The sequence below is a fragment of the Micromonospora sp. NPDC005413 genome, from assembly GCF_040606435.1.
Taxonomy (GTDB): Bacteria; Actinomycetota; Actinomycetes; order Mycobacteriales; family Micromonosporaceae; genus Micromonospora.
Genome location: NZ_JBEXEV010000059.1, coordinates 1 through 16,491, shown reverse-complemented (window position 1 = coordinate 16,491; position 16,491 = coordinate 1). Strand labels below are relative to the sequence as shown.

The 16,491-nt window shown below is 70.7% G+C and carries 11 protein-coding genes and 1 pseudogene; 8 read left to right on the top strand and 4 right to left on the bottom strand.

Annotation, left to right across the window (positions count from 1 at the left end; all coding sequences use genetic code 11):
- Nucleotides 1-341 precede the first annotated feature (341 nt).
- On the bottom strand, nt 342-1,550 hold the full coding sequence (locus tag ABZS37_RS31905) for a DUF349 domain-containing protein (RefSeq protein ID WP_355175187.1): 1,209 nt from the start codon (nt 1,548-1,550) through the stop codon (nt 342-344).
- Between the two features lie 150 nt (nt 1,551-1,700).
- On the opposite strand from ABZS37_RS31905, the gene ABZS37_RS31900 reads away from it, so the two are divergent.
- Genes ABZS37_RS31900 through dapF form a run of 3 tightly spaced genes read left to right on the top strand, consistent with a single transcriptional unit; the run spans nt 1,701 to nt 4,256 of the window.
- On the top strand, nt 1,701-2,468 hold the full coding sequence (locus tag ABZS37_RS31900; RefSeq protein ID WP_355175185.1) for a class III extradiol dioxygenase subunit B-like domain-containing protein: 768 nt from the start codon (nt 1,701-1,703) through the stop codon (nt 2,466-2,468).
- Nucleotides 2,465-3,397 carry a tRNA (adenosine(37)-N6)-dimethylallyltransferase MiaA gene (gene miaA / locus ABZS37_RS31895; RefSeq protein WP_355175183.1) on the top strand — a complete coding sequence of 311 codons (933 nt, stop codon included), beginning with the start codon at nt 2,465-2,467 and terminating at the stop codon, nt 3,395-3,397. The genes ABZS37_RS31900 and miaA overlap by 4 nt, the downstream gene beginning before the upstream one ends.
- Nucleotides 3,398-3,404: 7 nt before the next feature.
- The gene (dapF, locus tag ABZS37_RS31890) at nt 3,405-4,256 is read left to right on the top strand and encodes a diaminopimelate epimerase (protein WP_355175181.1); all 852 of its coding nucleotides are present in this window, start codon (nt 3,405-3,407) and stop codon (nt 4,254-4,256) included.
- Nucleotides 4,257-4,372: 116 nt separating this feature from the next.
- On the opposite strand, the gene ABZS37_RS31885 is transcribed toward dapF, so the two are convergent.
- Entirely contained in the window at nt 4,373-5,839 is a 1,467-nt protein-coding gene (locus tag ABZS37_RS31885) for an NAD-dependent malic enzyme (RefSeq protein ID WP_355175179.1), read from the bottom strand.
- A gap of 182 nt (nt 5,840-6,021) precedes the next feature.
- Between ABZS37_RS31885 and hflX the strand changes: the two genes are divergently transcribed.
- Nucleotides 6,022-7,473, top strand: coding sequence for a GTPase HflX (hflX, locus tag ABZS37_RS31880; protein WP_355175177.1), 1,452 nt, complete (start codon nt 6,022-6,024; stop codon nt 7,471-7,473).
- Nucleotides 7,474-7,523: 50 nt separating this feature from the next.
- Nucleotides 7,524-9,284: a hypothetical protein gene (locus ABZS37_RS31875; RefSeq protein WP_355175175.1), complete on the top strand. Its 1,761-nt coding sequence runs from the start codon at nt 7,524-7,526 to the stop codon at nt 9,282-9,284.
- Nucleotides 9,285-9,372: 88 nt separating this feature from the next.
- Here ABZS37_RS31875 and lexA read toward each other — a convergent pair whose 3' ends face one another.
- Entirely contained in the window at nt 9,373-10,158 is a 786-nt protein-coding gene (gene lexA / locus ABZS37_RS31870) for a transcriptional repressor LexA (RefSeq protein ID WP_354993285.1), read from the bottom strand.
- A gap of 697 nt (nt 10,159-10,855) precedes the next feature.
- Here lexA and nrdR point away from each other — a divergent pair.
- The 3 genes from nrdR (at nt 10,856) to ABZS37_RS31855 (ending at nt 14,685) form a co-directional block, all read left to right on the top strand.
- Nucleotides 10,856-11,359 (top strand): transcriptional regulator NrdR, encoded by a 504-nt coding sequence (gene nrdR / locus ABZS37_RS31865; RefSeq protein WP_355175173.1) that lies wholly within the window; start codon nt 10,856-10,858, stop codon nt 11,357-11,359.
- Between the two features lie 27 nt (nt 11,360-11,386).
- Nucleotides 11,387-14,281 (top strand): vitamin B12-dependent ribonucleotide reductase, encoded by a 2,895-nt coding sequence (locus tag ABZS37_RS31860; protein ID WP_355175171.1) that lies wholly within the window; start codon nt 11,387-11,389, stop codon nt 14,279-14,281.
- Nucleotides 14,282-14,433: 152 nt separating this feature from the next.
- Complete coding sequence (locus ABZS37_RS31855; RefSeq protein WP_355175169.1) at nt 14,434-14,685, top strand: hypothetical protein; 252 nt, start codon at nt 14,434-14,436, stop codon at nt 14,683-14,685.
- A gap of 186 nt (nt 14,686-14,871) precedes the next feature.
- Here the strand turns inward: ABZS37_RS31855 and ABZS37_RS31850 are convergent.
- Nucleotides 14,872-16,199: pseudogene (locus ABZS37_RS31850) on the bottom strand (ISL3 family transposase).
- Nucleotides 16,200-16,491 lie beyond the last annotated feature (292 nt).

Below are 16,491 nucleotides of genomic sequence, written 5' to 3'. Positions count from 1 at the left end.
CGCGCCACCCACCGCGTCCCGCGCCCGTGCCCCGCGCCCGTGCCCCGCGCCCGTGCCCCGCGCCCCGTGCCCCGCGCCCGTGCCCCGCGCCCCGTGCCCCGCGCCCGTGCCCCGCGCCCGTGCCCGGGCCCGCGCCCGGGCCCGCGCCAAGATCGTGCTCGATCCTGGTTGTAGTGGTCTCGCTCCACTCCTGATGCCACTACTTCCTGGATCGAGCACGATCATGGGCGTGCGGCGTGCGGCGTGCGGCGTGCGGCGTCGGGGCGGGGCGCGGTTCGCGGCCTGGACGCGCGGGAGCCCCCGGTCCCGTCAGGGACCGGGGGCTCCCGGAACGCGTCAGGTCAGCCGGCCTGCTCGGCGAGCTGGAGGAACTGCCGCTTGGCGGCGAGCGCCTGCTCGGCCTCCTTGATCCGGCGCGTGTCCCCGGCGCTCTGCGCCCGGGTCAGCCGGTCCTCGGCCTCCGCCACCTGCGTCCGCATCTGGGCGAGCAGCGGGTTGTCCTCCTTGGTGGTGCGGCGCCACGCCGAGTCCATCACGTCGCGGACCTTGTCGTCGATGACGCGCAGTCGGCGCTCCAGCCCGGTGGCCGCCTCGCGGGGCACCCGGCCGGCCTCGTGCCACTGTGCCTGGATCTCCCGCAGCTTGGCCTGGGCGCCCTTCGGGTCGGCGTCGATGTCCAACGCCTCGGCCTCGGCGAGCAGGGCCTGCTTGCGTTCCAGGTTGCCGCGCTGTTCGTTGTCCCGTGCGGAGAAGACCTCACTGCGCCGGCTGAAGAAGGCGTCCTGCGCGGCCCGGAATCGTTCCCAGAGCTTCTGCTCGGCCTCCTTGGAGGCGCGCGGCGCGGCCTTCCACTGGGTCATCAGGTCCTTGAGCTGGTTGGCGGTGGCGGCCCAGTCGGTGGAGTCCGTGAGCTTCTCCGCCTCGGCGACCAGCTCCTCCTTGGCCGTCTGCGCCTGCTTGCGCTGCGAGTCCAGGGAGGCGAAGTGGGCGCCTCGGCGCCGGGTGAAGCCGTCCCGGGCGGTGGCGAACCGCTTCCACAGCTCACCGTCGGCCTTCTTGTCGACCCCGCGGATGGTCTTCCACTCGTCCAGGATCTCCTTGAGCCGATCCCCGGCGGTCTTCCAACCGGTGGACTCGGCGGCCAGCTTCTCGGCCTCCTCGACCAGCGCGGTCTTGCGGGCCAGGGCTTCGCCGCGAGCGGCGTCCCGGGCGGCGCGAGCCTCGGCGGCCTTCTCCTCGGCGAGGGTGGCCAGCTTGTCCAGCCGCGTGGCCAGGGCGTCGATGTCGCCGACCACGTGGGCCTCGGGCAGCGTGGCGCGGATCCGCCGGATCGTGCTCAACGAGTGCCCGGCATCCGCCGCACCCGACTTGAGCCGAGCCTCGGTCAGGTCCACCTCGGTCACCAGATCGGCGAAGCGGCGTGCGAAGTGCGCCAGGCCCTCCTCCGGTGCTCCCGCCTGCCAGGATCCGACCACCCGCTCGCCCTCGGTGGTCTTGACGTATACGGTGCCGTCCGCGTCCACCCGTCCGAAGGCAGTCCAGTCGCTCATGTGCCCATCCTCGTTCTCCCGGCGTCGAGGAAATCGTCCCCCGCCGCCGCCACGGCGCAGCCAAGTTGCTCCCGGCATTGTCACAGGTCCGACCCGGTCCGCGTCGAGCGCCTATCGCCGACCGTGACCATACGGTGTCCTAGGGGCCGAATGACCGGATCGGCGCGGAGACGCACCGGGGATTCCCGCTACGGTGAACGGGTGCCACTGGTTTCCGCCGCCGTCTGCCCGCATCCGCCCCTGCTAGTGCCCGAGGTGGCCGGCTCCGCGGCCCCGGAGCTGGACGACCTACGGGCGGCCTGCGACACCGCCGTACGTGGGTTGCTGGCCGCCGACCCGGCCGCGGTGGTGCTGTTGGGCACCGGCCCGGTGACCGGCCCGATCCGCACCCCGGCCACCGGCTCCCTGCAGCCCTGGGGCGTTGACCTGGATGTGCCGTTGATCTCCGGCCAGCCCGACCGGGGGGAGGTGCTGCCGTTGAGTCTGACCATCGGCGCGTGGTTGCTGGCCCGGCACGACGCGCGACCGCCGGTGACCGCCGTGCAGGTGGCCTCCGACGCTGGCCCGGCCGAGCTGGCGGCGCTCGCCGACGAGGTCGACGCCGCGGGTGACCGGGTGGCGTTGCTGGTGCTCGGGGACGGGTCGGCCTGCCGGGGCGAGAAGGCCCCCGGGTACGACGACCCGCGTGCCCACCCGTACGACCAGCGGGTTGCCGCGGCGCTGGCCGAGGCGGACCTGGACGCCCTGCTCGACCTGGACCCGGTGGTGTCGACGGAGCTGAAGGCCGCTGGCCGTGCCCCCTGGCAGGTGCTCGCCAACGCGGCCCGCTCGGCCGGCGGTGGGTGGCGCGGTGAGCTGCGGTACGACGCGGCCCCCTACGGCGTCGCCTACTTCGTGGCGTCCTGGGAGCGGGTGTGACCAGCGACGGGCCCAGCCCGGTCGGCACGGTCGTCGCGGTCGTCGGCCCAACCGCGGCGGGTAAGTCATCGCTGAGCATCGCGTTGGCGCACGCCCTCGACGGGGAGGTGGTCAACGTCGACTCGATGCAGCTCTACCGGGGCATGGACATCGGCACCGCCAAGCTGACCCTCGCCGAGCGGGACGGGGTGCCGCACCACTTGCTGGACATCTGGGAGGTCACCGAGCCGGCGAGCGTCGCGGAGTACCAGCGGCTGGCCCGCGCCGCGGTGGACGACATCCTGTCCCGGGGGCGGGTGCCGCTGCTGGTCGGTGGGTCCGGGCTGTACGTGCGGGCGGTGCTGGAGCGTTTCGAGTTCCCCGGCACCGACGCGGCGCTGCGGGAGCGGCTGGAACGGGAGCTGGCCGAGGTCGGCCCGGCGCCGCTGTACGCGCGGCTGCGTGCCGCCGACCCGGTCGCCGCCGAGGGCATCCTGCCCGGCAACGGCCGGCGGATCGTCCGGGCCCTGGAGGTGATCGAGCTCACCGGCGCGCCGTTCGCCGCCTCGCTGCCGCAGCCCACGCCGTATTACCCGTCGGTGCAGCTCGGAGTCGACCTGGACACCGGGCTGCTGGACGAGCGGATCGCGCTGCGGGTCGACCGGATGTGGGCTGACGGCCTGGTGCCCGAGACGCGCGAGCTGGTCGGGCGCGGGCTGCCCGAGGGGCGGACGGCGAGCCGGGCGCTCGGCTACCAGCAGGTGCTGCGCCTGCTGGCCGGTGAGTTGACCGAGGCGCAGGCGCACGAGGAGACAGTCCGGGCCACTCGGCGGTTCGTCCGCCGGCAGCGGTCCTGGTTCCGGCGTGATCCCCGGATCCACTGGTTGGATTCGGCGACGCCGGGCCTGATCGAGGCTGCCCTGCGCCTGGTGCCCGCCGCTGCGCGATGATGAGGGCGTGAAGTTCACCAAGGGCCACGGCACCGGCAACGACTTCGTCCTCCTTCCGGACCCGGACGGTCAGCTCGACCTGACCCCGGAGCTGGTCGCGGCGCTCTGCGACCGACGGCGAGGCATCGGCGCGGACGGCGTACTGCGGGTGGTCCGCGCGGCCAAGCACCCCGAGGGCGCCGGACAGGCCGGCGAGGCCGAGTGGTTCATGGACTACTGGAATGCTGACGGCTCGTTTGCCGAGATGTGTGGCAACGGCGCTCGGGTCTTCGTGCGCTACCTGGTCGACACCGGGTTGGCGACGCTCGCCGGCGCGGCCCTGCCGGTGGCCACCCGGACCGGCGTCGTGCGCGCGCTCGTCGAGGGCGGCACCGTGTCCGTCGAGATGCGCCACCCCCGGCTGTACGACGACTCCGTGGCCACCCTCGGCGAGTTGACTCTGCGCGGCACCGCCGTGGACGTCGGCAACCCGCACCTGGTCTGCGTCCTGCCGACCGGCGTGGAGCTGTCCGCGCTGGACCTGACCAGCGCGCCCGGGTTCGACCCGACGGTCTTCCCGAGCGGGGTGAACGTGGAGTTCATCGTGGCGGGCGACCCGGTCGACGACACCGACGGGCACACCCTCATGCGGGTGTACGAGCGCGGCAGCGCCGAGACCCTGTCCTGCGGCACGGGTGCCTGCGCGGTGGCCGCCGTGGCCCTGCGCGACGCGGGCCGGGACACCGGAGTGATCGCCGTGGACGTTCCCGGCGGCCGCCTGACGGTCACCGTGACCGAGGATTCCTGCTGGCTCTCCGGCCCAGCCGTCCTGGTAGCCACTGGAGAGATCACCCTCGCCGCGCTCCCGCTACCCGCCTGACCCCTTCCCTGTTGATCAAGAGGTTTGCGTCATCCCGCGCCTCGCGGGTGACCGAAATCTCTTGATCAACAGGGGTCGGCGGGGGCAGGGGGCAGCAGGGGGCAGGGGAGGGTCCGTCAGGGGGTTGCGCTTGCGTTGGCGGCGATCTCCGGGAGGTCGGCGGGGCCGGGGTCGGCGGCCGGCAGCGGGCTGGGGTTGTTCGCGGCGGCGCGGACGGCGGCGGCGACCGCCGGGGCGACCCGGGAGTCGAAGACGCTCGGCACGATCACCGTCGGGTTGATCTTGTCCTCGCCGACCACGTCGGCGATGGCCTGGGCGGCCGCGAGCGCCATCTCCTCGGTGAACTCCTCGGCATGCGCGTCGAGCATGCCGCGGAACACCCCCGGGAAGGCGAGCACGTTGTTGATCTGGTTCGGCTGGTCCGACCGGCCGGTGGCGACCACCGCGGCGTACTTGCGCGCCTCCCGCGGGTCGACCTCCGGGTCCGGGTTGGCGAGCGCGAAGACGATCGCGTCCTTGGCCATTCCGGCGATGTCGTCGCCGGTCAGCAGGTTCGGCGCGCTCACCCCGATGAACACGTCGGCGCCCCGGATCGCACCCGGCAGGTCGCCGGAGTAGTTCTCCTTGTTGGTGTTCTCCGCCAGCCACTGCCAGGCCGAGTTGAGCCCGGTCTGCCCGCGGTGCAGGGCGCCCTCCCGGTCGTACGCGATGATGTCGCCGACGCCCTGGCGCAGCAGCAGCTTCATGATCGCGGTGCCGGCCGCGCCGGCCCCGGAGACCACCACCCGGACGTCCGTGAGCTGCTTGCCCACCACCCGCAGCGCGTTGGTCAGCGCGGCCAGTACGCAGATCGCGGTGCCGTGCTGGTCGTCGTGGAAGACCGGAATGTCCAGCAGCTCACGCAGCCGGGCCTCGATCTCGAAGCAGCGCGGCGCGGCGATGTCCTCCAGGTTGATCCCGCCGTACGCCGGCGCGATCGCCTTGACGATGGCCACGATCTCGTCGGTGTCCTGGGTGTCCAGCACCACCGGCCAGGCGTCCACCCCGCCGAAGCGCTTGAACAGCGCCGCCTTGCCCTCCATCACCGGCAGCGACGCCGCCGGGCCCAGGTTGCCCAGGCCGAGCACCGCCGAACCGTCGCTGACCACCGCGACGGTGTTGCGCTTGATGGTCAGTCGCCGGGCGTCCGCCGGGTTCTCGGCGATCGCCATGCAGACCCGGGCCACCCCCGGGGTGTACGCCCGGGACAGCTCGTCGCGGTTGCGCAGCGCGACCTTCGAGGTCACCTCGATCTTGCCCCCCAGGTGCAGGAGGAACGTCCGGTCCGACACCTTTCGCACGTCCACGCCGTCCAGCGCGGTCAGTGCGTCGACCACCTGATCGGCGTGGCCGGCGTCGGCGGTGTCGCAGGTGAGGTCGACGATCACGTGGGTCGGGTCCGAGTCCACCACGTCCAGCGCCGTGACGATCGCCCCGGCCTCACCGACGGAGGTGGTGAGCCGGCCGATCGAAGAGGCGTCCGCGGTCACGGCAATCCGGATGGTGATCGAAAATCCGGCGCTCGGCAGTCGGGTGATGGCCACGGGATCCCTCCGTCACGGCTGGCGGCCGCTCGGCCGCCGCCCGCATTTCTACCGGGTTGTCGAGTCCGACCAGCATTCGCCCCCACTTTTGGCGACCTTCAGCATGGGCATATAGCTGGTGCGTTCGCTGTTGTCTCATGTCAGGATTACGTTCTACTTATCAAAACGGACAGGAGAACCGCTTGCGAGACCAGGAGAGCTTTGTCCCTCAGGACGAGCTCGACGACGTCACCACCGGCGAGATGGAGCTGTCGGAGCGGCAGTCCCTCCGACGCGTCCCGGGCCTGTCGACCGAGCTCACCGACGTCACCGAGGTGGAATACCGCCAGCTGCGGCTGGAGCGGGTCGTCCTGGTCGGCGTCTGGACCGAGGGCACGGTGACCGACGCCGAGAATTCGCTGGCCGAGCTTGCCGCGCTGGCCGAGACCGCCGGCTCGCAGGTGCTCGAAGGGCTCATCCAGCGACGTACCCGACCCGACCCGGCCACGTACATCGGCCGTGGCAAGGTCGACGACCTCGGCGCGGTGGTGCTCTCCACGGGTGCCGACACGGTCATCTGCGACGGGGAGCTGTCCCCGTCGCAGCTGCGCAACCTGGAGCAACGCACCAAGGTCAAGGTTGTCGACCGGACGGCACTGATCCTCGACATCTTCGCCCAGCACGCCAAGAGCAAGGAAGGCAAGGCGCAGGTCGAGCTGGCTCAGCTCGAATACCTGCTGCCCCGACTGCGCGGTTGGGGTGAGACGCTCTCCCGGCAGACCGGTGGTTCCGGCCGGGGCGGCGGTGCCGGCGGCGGCGTGGGCGTTCGTGGTCCCGGTGAGACCAAGCTGGAGACCGACCGGCGGCGTATCCGCCACCGCATCTCCCGGCTGCGGCGCGAGATCAAGAACATGAAGACGGTCCGCGTGACCAAGCGCGCGCGACGTTCCCGCAACGCCGTCCCCGCGGTGGCCATCGCCGGCTACACGAACGCCGGCAAGTCCAGCCTGCTCAACCGCCTGACCGGCGCGGGTGTGCTGGTGGAGAACGCGCTGTTCGCAACATTGGACCCGACCACCCGTAAGGCGACCGCCTCGGACGGGCGGCTCTACACCCTCTCCGACACGGTCGGCTTCGTCCGGCACCTGCCACACCAGATCGTCGAGGCGTTCCGCTCGACACTGGAGGAGGTCGCCGCGGCGGATCTGGTGGTGCACGTCGTCGACGGCACCCACCCGGATCCGGAGGAGCAGGTCCGGGCGGTCCACGCGGTGCTCGCCGAGGTGAGTGCGGACCGGCTCCCCGAGTTGCTGGTGGTCAACAAGACCGACGCGGCCGACGAGGACACTCTGCTGCGGCTCAAGCGGCTCTGGCCGGACGCGATCTTCGTGTCCGCGCACTCCGGGTGGGGCATCGACGGGCTGCGCGCGGCGATCGAGGAGCGGCTGCCACGCCCGGCCGTGGAGGTCCGGGCCGTGCTGCCGTACGACCGGGGTGACCTGGTGGCCCGGGTCCACCGCACGGGCGAGGTGCTCAGCACTGCGCACCTGCCGGAGGGCACTCTGCTGCACGTCCGCGTCGGTGCGGAACTGGCTGCGGAGCTGGCACCGTTCGACGTGGAGCGGCAGGGGCAGGCGGCCAGCAGCCGGCCCTGAGCGGTCACGGCGTCATCCACCGGAAACGCGTGGCATGCGACACTGGCCGAATGCGCCGCGTTGTTTCCTCGGTCACGGTTGTCCTCGGCCTGCTCGGGGCAACCGTGGCGCTCGCCGGAGTCGCCGCGGCGGCTCCGGCTCCCGGGTCGTCCGAGCCGCCCGCCGTCACTCCCGGTCAGAAGCGGTGCACGATCACCGATGAGCGACTGCGGGAGCTGTCCGGCCTGGTCGCGACCAAGACCGGCTTCATCGTCATCAACGACGGCACCGAAGTCGCGGCGCGCAAGCGGGTCTTCTTCCTCGACAGCAAGTGCAAGATCTCGAAGGAGCCGGTCCGGTACTCGGGGCAGGGCCCCTTCGACACCGAGGATCTCGCCCTCTCCAAGGACGGCGGCACCCTCTGGATCGCCGACACCGGTGACAACACCACCTCGAAGGAGCGCCGCACGCGCGTCGCGCTCTGGTCGATGCCGGTCACCGGTGCCAGGGAGCCGACGCTGCACCGGCTCTCCTACCCGGAGAACAAACCGCACGACGCCGAGGCGTTGCTCATCGGCGATGACGGGAAACCGCTGATCATCACCAAGGTGACCAGCGGCAAGGCCGAGATCTACTCCCCGACGGCGGCCCTGAAGAAGGGCGGCGACACCGACCCGGTGCCGATGGGCAAGGTCGGCGACATCGCGCTGCCTCAGACGCAGACGGAGAACACGCTCAACACGTTCGGCCGGATCGCGATCACCGGGGCATCCCGGTCACCGGACGGCTCCCGGGTGGTCCTGCGCACCTACGCGGACGCCTTCGAGTTCGACGTGACCGGCGGTGACATCGTCGCCGCGCTCACCACCGGCACGCCGCGGGTGACGGCGCTGGCCGACCCGTTCGGCGAGGCCATCAGCTACACCCCGGACGGGAAATCGTTCCTCACCGTCTCCGACGCGGGCCGGTTCACCGAAGACGAACCTCTCGACATCCTCAGCTACACGCCGTCCAACTCGACCGCGGTGCCACTGGCGCCGGATGGGGCCGCCAAGCCGGCCGCCTCGAAATCCTGGACCGCCGGGCTGAGCCTCGACGACATCACGTACCTGGTCGGCGCGGTCGGGTTGATCGGCCTGCTGCTGGTCGGCGCCGGCATCTTCGGCATCGTCCGGGCCCGCCGCCGGCCGCCGGCCGCCGACGCGTCCGACCCGGATGGCGAGCCGTTGGGCCCGCGCGCAGGCCGTGCCGCCGAGGGTTTCCCGGCAGATGGTGACCGTGCCGGTGGTGTCTACGGTGGCGGCGCTCCGGCGGGAGGTGCGGTCTACGGCAGCGGCGGTGGTGCCGGTCGTGGCGGTCCGGCCCCGGCGGGCGGTGCGGTGTACGGCGGCGGCCGTCCGGCGGTCGCCGACGGTGGCAACGGCCCGGCCCGGCCAGGCGTTGCCGGTGGCGGCGTGTACGGCGGCGGCGGTCGCCCTCCGGCCAGTGGCGGCGGTCGTCCCCAGGGTGGCGGCGGCGGTCGTCCCCCGGCCAGTGGTGGTGGTCGTCCTCCGACCAGTGGTGGTGGTCGCCCCCCGGCCGGTGGTGGTGGTCGCCCCCCGGCTGGTGGCGGCGGTCGTCCGCAGGGCGGGGATGGTCGTTCCGGCGGCGGCGTGTACGGCGTCGACGGTGGTCAGCCCGGCGCGGGTCGTGCTGAGCCGCCCCGGCGCGGGGGGCAGGAGCCAGACCCGCGGGGCCAGCGGCCCGGTCGTCGGCGTGACGACGACGCGCCCATCGACCCGTACGGGCAGTATCCCGGCGGCGGTCGCGGCCACCGGGGCGACCGCTACTGAAGGTCGCACAGCGGGGCACGGGGTCGGTCGCTCCGACGGACCCTGAACCAGTGCGGGTGAGCGCCGTGGGCACTCACCCGCCCACCGGTCAGATCCGGCGCAGCACCGCCACGACGCGGCCCATGATGGTGGCGTCGTCACCGGGGATCGGGTCGAAGGCCGGGTTTTGTGGCATCAGCCAGACGTGTCCGTCGCGCCGCCGGTAGGTCTTCACGGTCGCCTCGCCGTCGAGCATGGCGGCGACGATCTCCCCTGAGTCGGCGGTCGGCTGCTGCCGGACGACCACCCAGTCGCCGTCGCAGATCGCCGCGTCGAGCATCGAGTCGCCCTTGACCTGGAGCATGAAGACCTCACCCTCGCCCACCAACTCGCGAGGGAGCGGGAAGATGTCCTCCACGGCCTGCTCGGCGAGGATCGGCCCACCGGCGGCGATCCGGCCGAGCATCGGCACGTACGCCGGGGTCGGCCGTTGTGCGCGGGACATTTCGTCGTCGATGGCCTCGCTGGGGGCGCGGACGTCCACCGCGCGCGGACGGTTGGGGTCGCGGCGCAGGAAGCCCTTCTTCTCCAGCTCTTTGAGCTGGTAGGCAACGCTGGACGGCGACACCAGGCCGACGGCTTCGCCGATCTCCCGGACGCTTGGCGGGTAGCCGTGCCGGTCCACCCAGGTGCGGATGAACTCCAGGATGCGGCGCTGGCGGGCGGTCAGGTCGACCGTCGCCGGGTCGGGGAAGGCGCTGACCACCGGGGTGACCGGGCGCACGGTGGGCTGACCCGTCCGGCTGCGCGCGGCACTGCGGCGTCGGGTGGCTGGCGGGCCCGCATCGGTGATCTGCTGCGGGCTCTTCGGCCGGCTGGCCCGGTCCTCGGTCACGTCCGTCCTCCCTGGTCGGCGCTGGGTGCCTCGTCGGCTCGTGGTGCGTGCGGTGGTGCCACGTTGTTCATGACCGTATAGGTGAGATCGGTCATTTTCAAACATCTGTACGACCTCTTGTCGGCGTGTCGGTGCGAAAAACCGCTCCGCTCGTACGGATGTTCTGATAAATGGTACGCCAAATAGCACGCACGTTCGATCGCCCCGCCCCGCCCGCGCGCCCGCCCTCGCCCCCACCCCCGCCCCGGCCCCGCCCCCCGCCCTCGTTGATCTAGGTCATATCGTCGTGATTGGAGATCCACTAGTGGTGATATGCCCTAGATCGACGAGGTGGGGTTGGCGAGGCGGGGGCGGCGAGGCGGGGTTGGCGAGGTGAGGGGTTGGCGGGTGGGTGGCGGTAACTCGACGGCGGTCTCGGCGTTGGGTTTTTGGGCGTGGTGGTGGGGGTGGATGACCGGATGGTCCGTGACGCGCCGGACACGCCCGCCAACTTGACCCGGGTTCGCCTGCGACATACGGTCAACCCCTAGATGTAGTAGTGACATGGGCGTAAGTTGCCTACAGGTTGGGTCCGACTACCGACCGCACTCCCGTAACGTCGATCACGGCGGGCGTCATCCGAGGATGGCACCGTCGTGGTGAGTCGTGCCCGGGGTGTCCGGTGTACGCGTAGTTGATCATTATTAGGAGGTGGGCGATGCGGTGTCCGTACTGCCGGCACGCTGACTCCCGGGTGGTCGACTCGCGGGAGGCCGACGACGGCCAGCTCATCCGACGGCGGCGGTCCTGCCCGGAGTGCGGCAAGCGGTTCACCACGGTCGAGGAGGCGGTCCTCGCGGTCGTCAAGCGCAGTGGGGTGACCGAGCCGTTCAGCCGTACGAAGATCATCGGCGGGGTGCGTAAGGCGTGCCAGGGCCGGCCGGTCGACGAGGACTCGATCGCGTTGCTGGCCCAGAAGGTCGAGGAGACCGTGCGGGCCAAGGGCGCGGCCGAGATCCCCAGCCACGACGTGGGGCTGGCGATCCTGGGCCCTTTGCAGGGCCTGGACGAGGTGGCGTACCTGCGGTTCGCCAGCGTCTACCGGTCCTTCGACTCGCTCGCCGACTTCGAGCAGGAGATCGAGACATTGCGGGCCGCTGCCCGCGCCCGGGCGGGCGCGGCGGAGGCCGGGGCGGCGGGACCCGCCGGCCGTACCAATTGAGTTTTGTTTGACGAGGGGGCGGATGAGATGTCGGGGGATGGTGTGACGACAAGCAGGTCACGTAGCAAGGCCAACGCGAGCGCCGGGCTGAAGATCGAGCGGGTGTGGACGACTGAGGGAGTCCACCCGTACGACGAGGTCACCTGGGAGCGCCGCGACGTCGTGATGACGAACTGGCGGGACGGCTCGATCAACTTCGAGCAGCGTGGCGTCGAGTTCCCGGCGTCGTGGAGCGTCAACGCGGCGAACATCGTCACCACGAAGTACTTCCGGGGCGCGGTGGGGACCCCGGAGCGGGAGTGGTCGCTCAAGCAGCTGATCGACCGGGTGGTCACCACCTACCGCACCGCGGGTGAGGAGTACGGCTACTTCGCCAGCCCGGCCGATGCCGAGATCTTCGCGCACGAGCTGACCTGGATGCTGTTGAACCAGGTGTTCAGCTTCAACTCGCCGGTCTGGTTCAACGTCGGTACGCCGTCGCCGCAGCAGGTCAGCGCCTGCTTCATCCTGGCTGTGGACGACTCGATGGACTCGATCCTCGACTGGTACAAGGAGGAGGGGCTGATCTTCAAGGGCGGCTCCGGCTCCGGGGTCAACCTGTCGCGGATCCGCTCGTCCCGTGAGCTGCTCTCCTCCGGCGGCACCGCCTCCGGCCCGGTCAGCTTCATGCGCGGCGCGGACGCCTCCGCCGGCACCATCAAGTCCGGCGGCGCGACCCGCCGGGCCGCCAAGATGGTCATCATCGACGTGGACCACCCGGACATCGAGGAGTTCGTGGTCACGAAGGCGCGCGAGGAGGACAAGATCCGCGCCCTGCGTGACGCCGGGTTCGACATGGACCTCGGCGGCTCCGACATCGTCAGCGTGCAGTACCAGAACGCCAACAACTCGGTCCGGGTCTCCGACGAGTTCATGTCGGCGGTGCAGAACGGCGGCGGCTTCGACCTGCGTGGCCGGCTGGACGGCTCGGTGATCGACACCGTCGACGCCAAGAAGCTGTTCCGCACCATTTCCCAGGCCGCCTGGGAGTGCGCCGACCCGGGCCTGCAGTACGACGACACGATCAACGACTGGCACACCTGCCCGGAGACCGGGCGGATCACCGCGTCGAACCCGTGCTCGGAGTACCTGCACCTGGACAACTCCTCGTGCAACCTGGCCTCGCTCAACCTGATGAAGTTCCTCCGCGCCGACGGTGGCTTCGAGGTGGAGAAGTTCGTCAAGTCCGTCGAGTTCGTCATCACCGCGATGGACATCTCGATCTGCTTCGCGGACTTCCCGACCGAGAAGATCGGTGAGACCTCCCGCGCCTACCGGCAGCTCGGCATCGGCTACGCCAACCTGGGTGCCCTGCTGATGGCCACCGGCCTGCCGTACGACTCGGAGCAGGGCCGCTCGGTCGCCGCGTCGATCACGTCCCTGATGACCGGCACCGCCTACCGCCGTTCGGCCGAGCTGGCCGGGGTCGTCGGCCCGTACGACGGCTACGCCCGCAACGCCGAGCCGCACAAGCGGGTCATGCGCAAGCACGCCGCGGCCAACGACGAGATCAAGCCGACCAGCCCGGTGGCCACCGCGATCGTCCGCGAGGCGACCAAGCAGTGGACCCAGGGCAACAAGATCGGCGACAAGTTCGGCTGGCGCAACGCGCAGGCGAGCGTCCTCGCCCCGACCGGCACGATCGGCTTCATGATGGACTGCGACACGACCGGCGTGGAGCCGGACCTGGCGCTGGTCAAGTTCAAGAAGCTGGTCGGCGGCGGCTCGATGCAGATCGTCAACCAGACGGTTCCGCGCGCCCTGCGCAGCCTCGGCTACCCCGAGGAGCAGGTCGAGGCGATCGTCGAATACATCGCCGACAACGGCCACGTGGTGGACGCCCCCGGCCTGAAGCCGGAGCACTACCCGGTCTTCGACTGCGCCATGGGGGAGCGGACGATCGCCCCGATGGGTCACGTGCGGATGATGGCGGCCATCCAGCCGTTCGTCTCCGGCGCCATCTCCAAGACGGTCAACATGCCGGAGGCGGCCACCGTCGAGGACGTCGAGAAGATCTACTTCGAGGGCTGGAAGCTCGGCCTCAAGGCGCTGGCGATCTACCGGGACAACTGCAAGGTCGGCCAGCCGCTCTCGGTGGCGAAGTCCAACAAGGCCACCGAGCCGGCCGCCGTCGCGACCGTGTCGGCCGCGCCGACCGCGGTGGAGAAGGTCATCGAGTACCGGCCGGTGCGTAAGCGCCTGCCGAAGAAGCGCCCGTCCGAGACGGTCAGCTTCTCCGTCGGTGGTGCCGAGGGCTACCTCACCGCGTCGTCCTACCCGGACGACGGCCTCGGTGAGGTCTTCCTCAAGATGTCCAAGCAGGGCTCGACCCTGGCCGGGGTGATGGACGCCTTCTCGGTGGCCATCAGCATCGGCCTGCAGTACGGCGTGCCACTGGAGACGTTCGTCAGCAAGTTCACCAACATGCGCTTCGAGCCGGCCGGCATGACCGACGACCCGGACGTGCGGATGGCGGCCTCGGTGATGGACTACATCTTCCGTCGCCTGGCGCTGGACTTCCTGCCCTACGAGCGCCGCGCCGAGCTGGGCATCTTCACCGCCTCCGAGCGGGCCGCCCAGCTGCGGGCCGAGGCCGACGCGGAGGCCGCCGGGGTCACCGGAGCGGAGCTCACCGCGATGGCGTCCTCGGCGCCGGTGGAGAGCCCGCCCAAGCCGGAGGCCATCGCGCAGCCGGCCCAGGAGATGGCCGAGGTGGCCGCCGCCAAGCCGGCTCCGAGCGTGGGTTCCAGCACCGAACTGCTGGAGGCCGTGATCGGCAAGGCCGCCGACGCACCGCTCTGCTTCACCTGCGGTACGAAGATGCGCCCGGCCGGTAGCTGCTACGTCTGCGAGGGCTGCGGCTCCACCAGCGGCTGCAGCTGACGTACGCGCAACGCGGCGCTGCCCCGGCCTCCTTCATCGGAGGTCGGGGCAGCGCCGTCTCCAGGTTCTCCGAGACTGGTGAGAAACGTGCAGAGGCGGACGCCCGACCAGCGGCAGACGTTTCTTGTCCTGACGAGCCGCTACCTTGGGGTGTGGACGATCCCGAACGCCCCAGCGAGCGCCTCGTCGAGCAACGCCTGCGCAATCGCGCCATGGAAGCGCTGGTCGCCCTGAGCGGAGGTGACTCAGCCTGCGCGGTGAAGCCTCGGAATGACACTGACGACGACTTCATCGCCTCTGGCTGGCCGGGCAGGATTCAACCCGCTGCTCGCGCGGCGTTGGACGTCATGCAGGCGAGGGGCCGATTCCGGGAGGACGTCGAGGAAGAGAATCCCTCCGAGTAGTACCGCCTGGCGGCTGATAGCGCCGAGGCGCGCAGCGAGCCCATAAAATCGACCGTTCTCCGACTCTGCCTGAGGGCGTGTGCGAGGCGGTAGGGACGAGCAACCGCCGTCGGGGCGGTGTCCAACAGTTGGCATGATGGGTTGGTGACCGAGCCGGTGTTTCGATACCAACCTGATCCCGGCTCTTCACAGACCAGGGTGTAGTCGTGGTCTGAAGCCGCCGGTCTCGAGCAGGGACCTGGCGATGTAGTTGGTGATGTTGCGGAATCCGAGCGCGGAGCCGCGGAGGTGTTCGAGCCGTCCGTTGATCGCCTCGGTCGGGCCGTTGGATGTGCCGGGCCGGTCGAAGTAGGCCAGCACGTCGTCGGCACGCTTCTTCAACGTCCGGCCCAGCGTGATGACCTCGCTCAGCACGGCCGGGACGCCTGCGCTGACCGAGTCGATCAGCGCGGTCATCAACACGCGGCCACGAGCTCGGTCGGGCTCTCGGTAGGCCGCGATCATCCGCTGGTAGATCCCCCAGGTCGCCTCGACCTGCACATGGTCATCGACCGCGAACAGCGCCCGCAGACGGCTGCGCTGCTTGTCGGTGAGGAGGTCGGCGCCGGTGTGCAGGGTCCGCCGCGCCGAGTAGAGCGGGTCGCCCTTCATGCCGCGGTGACCGTGGATGGCTTGCTGGACCCTGCGTCGGCACCGGTCGAGCGCGTCGCCGGCCAAGCGGACCACGTGGAAGGGATCCGTCACCGCGACCGCGTCAGGGAGCTCTTCGGTGGTGGCGGTCTTGAAGCCGCTGAACCCGTCCATCGCGACGACCTCGACCGCGTCACGCCAGGCGTCGGTGCGGGCGACGAGCCAGGTCTTGAACACTTGCTTGGAGCGGCCCTCGACCATGTCGAGGAGCCGTGCTGGGCCTGTCTTGTCGCGGATCGGGGTGAGGTCGATGATGACCGTGACGTACTTGTCACCACGGCTGGTGTGGCGCCAGACGTGCTCATCGACGCCGACGACCCGGACGCCGTCGAACCGTGCCGGGTCGTCGATCAGGACCCGCTTGCCCTCGGCGAGGACTGCGTCGTTGGCGGTGTTCCATGCGACGCCGAGACCTTCGGCGACCCGGGCGACGGTGAGGTGTCCGACCACAATCCCTTCGAGTGCCCACCGCAGCCCGCGCCGTGACAACTTCGACCGGGGCTCGGCCACCTGAGAGGTGTCCTGGCGCCAGACATGCCCGCAGCCACCGCATCGGAAGCGGCGGATCGTGACCAGCAGCGCGTGGGCCGCCAGCCGAGCGGCTCGTGGGCAAACTGCCTGGTGACCGTGTCCCGGGGGGTCCCTTCGCAGCCGCAGCGGCGGCACCATTGGTCGGGTTCGAGGAGCCGGCACGCGAGGACCGCGCGGTCGGGCTCGAGGCGTTGGCCGGTGACGACGAGGCCGAGCTCGTCGAGTCTGCAGAAGGTCGCTAGATCGGGGTGGGCGAACGCGTGCGAGCGGTCGCCGACGGTAGCGTCGGGCACGTGGCGGTTCTTTCAGGATGAGCGTGTAGGAGCCTTTCCCTCTGGAAACCTCGACATCCATCTGGGACCGCCGCGCCAGCTACACCCTCATCTGGCGAAGAGCTGCTCTAGCCGCGACTACACCCCAGTCCCTGGGAGTAGGTCATCTGTCGAGGGATCCGCGATCACGGCCGATGGCGGAAGCTGATGCGCATCATCCGACTGTCAGCCCAGTCTTCGAGCCGAGTCGGCCGGATGGTGCCGGGGTCGTGGGGCTGATTGAGATCCGCGACGATCTCCGCCAGCACGGCCT

Coding starts and splice junctions, on each gene's coding strand:
- ABZS37_RS31905 (WP_355175187.1), bottom strand. CDS start 1,550: ATGAGCGACTGGACTGCCTTCGGACGGGTGGACGCGGACGGCACCGTA.
- ABZS37_RS31900 (WP_355175185.1), top strand. CDS start 1,701: ATGACCGGATCGGCGCGGAGACGCACCGGGGATTCCCGCTACGGTGAA.
- ABZS37_RS31875 (WP_355175175.1), top strand. CDS start 7,524: ATGCGCCGCGTTGTTTCCTCGGTCACGGTTGTCCTCGGCCTGCTCGGG.
- nrdR (WP_355175173.1), top strand. CDS start 10,856: ATGCGGTGTCCGTACTGCCGGCACGCTGACTCCCGGGTGGTCGACTCG.
- ABZS37_RS31860 (WP_355175171.1), top strand. CDS start 11,387: ATGTCGGGGGATGGTGTGACGACAAGCAGGTCACGTAGCAAGGCCAAC.